The organism is Bacteroides sp. RTP31139st1_H2_RTP31139_211217 (assembly GCF_040227615.1).
GTDB lineage: Bacteria > Bacteroidota > Bacteroidia > Bacteroidales > Bacteroidaceae > Bacteroides > Bacteroides uniformis.
Genome location: NZ_JBCNZM010000201.1, coordinates 1 through 2,687, shown reverse-complemented (window position 1 = coordinate 2,687; position 2,687 = coordinate 1). Strand labels below are relative to the sequence as shown.

Sequence of the window (2,687 nt, the reverse complement as noted above, 5' to 3'; positions counted from 1 at the left end):
GTGTAGTAGTCACGGTCTGTGATGCCCGGCAGCGTGCCGAACTTTTTACGGTCGATGCGGGTGAACTTGCCCGACAGCCCTTCGGCAGGAGTGGCAAGCACGCTGTAGTTGTGCTGGTATTGCTCCGAGAACTGGTTGGCACGGTCGCGCATGTAGGTCACGATTTTCAGTCCCAGCTCCTGGGCTTCGCCAGATTCGCCGTGATGTTTTCCGAGCAATGCCACGAGACATTCTGCCAACCCGATGAAACCGATTCCCAGTGTTCCCTGGTTGATGACGGAAGCAATCGTATCGTTCGGTTTCAGCTTCTCGCTGCCTATCCACAAGGCAGACATCAGTAGCGGGAACTGCTTGGCGAAGGCGGTCTTTTGAAACTCCATGCGCTCGTGCAGCTGGCGTGCGGTCACTTCGAGCATACTATCCAACTTGGCAAAGAACCGGGCGATGCGCTGTTCTTTGTCTTCGATGTTCATGCACTCAATGCCCAGACGGACGATGTTGATGGTAGAGAAAGAGATGTTGCCGCGTCCGATGGAGGTCTTCGGTCCGAAACGGTTTTCGAATACACGGGTACGGCATCCCATGGTGGCAACTTCATGCTGGTAGCGTTTCGGGTCATCGGCTTTCCAGTCCTCGCTTTGGTTGAAGGTGGCGTCCAGGTTCAGGAAGTTCGGGAAGAAACGCCGTGCCGTCACCTTGCAGGCCAGTTGGTAGAGGTCGTAGTTGCGGTCTTCAGGCAGGTAGCTCACACCCCGTTTCTTTTTCCATATCTGGATGGGGAAGATGGCGGTTTCTCCGTTTCCTACCCCTTGATAGGTGCTTTTCAGCAGCTCGCGGATGATGCAGCGCCCCTCGGCAGAGGTGTCTGTGCCGTAGTTGATGGAGCTGAACACCACTTGGTTGCCGCCGCGTGAGTGGATGGTGTTCATGTTATGGATAAACGCCTCCATGGACTGGTGCACACGCGATACGGTCTTGTTGACGGCATGCTGTACGATGCGGTCCTCGCCCGTCAGTCCGTCCAACGGCTGTAGCAGATAGTCGGCCAGTTCCTTCTGATAGAGATGGGAATAGTCTTTTCCATTCAGTTCTTCCAGGTTCTTGACTTCCTCGATGAAGCTGTTGCGCACGTAGGGGGCAAGGTAGAAATCGAATGCAGGGATGGCTTGTCCGCCGTGCATCTCGTTCTGGGCTGTTTCCAGCGAGATGCATCCCAGGATACTGGCAGTCTCGATGCGTTTGGCCGGGCGCGATTCGCCGTGTCCGGCAGAGAAGCCGTATTTCAGAATATGGTCCAGCGGATGTTGCACGCATGTCAGGCTCTTGGTGGGATAATAATCCTTGTCATGGATGTGCAGATAGTTCTGGGTGACAGCATCCAGCACTTCTTCACTCAGCAGATAGTCGTCCACAAAAGGCTTGGTGGTTTCGCTGGCAAACTTCATCATCATGCCCGCCGGGGTATCGGCATTCATGTTGGCATTTTCGCGTGTGATGTCGTTGGACTTGATGTTAATGATTTCCAGGAACATGTCGCGCGTCTTTGCTTTGCGGGCAATGCTTCGCTGGTTGCGGTAAGCGATGTATTTCTGGGCAACGTCCTTGCGGCTGCTCTTCATCAGCTCCACTTCCACCAAATCCTGGATGGCTTCCACCGTCATCTGCGAATCTCCCTTGAAAGAGATGCGGTCCGTAATCTGGTGTATCAGTTGCAGGTCTTCCCCCTTGTCTGTATGCAACATGGCTTTGCGGATGGCCGTTGCTATTTTTTCTTCGTTGAATCCGACGACGCGCCCGTCGCGCTTGAGTACTGTCTGTATCATAACCTTTTATGCTTAAATGTGACTGTCTTTTTTAGTTTAATTGCGGAAACAAAGATATTATAGTTATTGATAGGTTTTGCTTTTTGGAAAACTTTTTGTGGTTTAAAAAGTGTTAATATATTGATTATTAATGATGTAATTGTTTAAAGTGGAAAACTTCTAATGAAAAATAACTTTTAAAGTTATTCATTACTGATTATTATTGCATGCATAAGCATCATCTGATTTCGAAGTGTCAAATGAAGATAAATCTTTTGGGCAGATTGTGAATCTTCGATTTTTTTAGTTATATTTGCAACGAATTGGTTTATTTAAGGTTTTTAGTCCTTGATAATACTTCTTGTTGCCATTCGATTGTATTGCTTTGCTGCTCATGGTATTGGGGCAAAAGTATCATTATTATAATAATCAAAGAAAGGATGAACATGGCAAATGTATTTCCTCCGTTTAAAATTGATATAGCTGGGGCTTTTTGTGTACCTCGTGCATTGAAGGATGTCCGCGAGCAATATCAGAACGGGCAGGTGAGCCGGCAGATATTGCAGGCTGTTGAAGATGCGGAAGTGCGCAGTCTGGTGGAACGGCTGGAGCTGGGAGGCATGAAGGTTGTTTCCGATGGTGGTTTCCGAAGTCGCGATTTTTTGGAAAGCTGGGAGGGTATTTGTTCCAAAGACGGCCGGCCTTTCTCCGAAGGCTCTCCTTTGGAGATTACAGGACGGCTCAGTTTGCTACGGCATCCTATTCTGGAAGAATTCGCATTTCTTGATTCCATTGTGGACGGAGGGGTGATGAAAAAACAGCATATCCCTTCGCCGGCAGAGGTTATGACCCAGATTATTCAACGTGTGGAGCGGACTCAGATAG

The 2,687-nt window shown here is 49.3% G+C and carries 1 protein-coding gene and 1 pseudogene; one reads left to right on the top strand and one right to left on the bottom strand.

All coding sequences use genetic code 11. The features are described 5' to 3' along the window. On the bottom strand, positions 1–1,823 hold a 1,823-nt coding region (locus ABUA47_RS21590; RefSeq protein ID WP_349832030.1), incomplete at its 3' end, for an anaerobic ribonucleoside triphosphate reductase. 425 nt (positions 1,824–2,248) lie between these two features. Here ABUA47_RS21590 and ABUA47_RS21585 point away from each other — a divergent pair. After that, positions 2,249–2,687, top strand: a pseudogene (locus ABUA47_RS21585) (cobalamin biosynthesis protein); the annotation flags it as partial.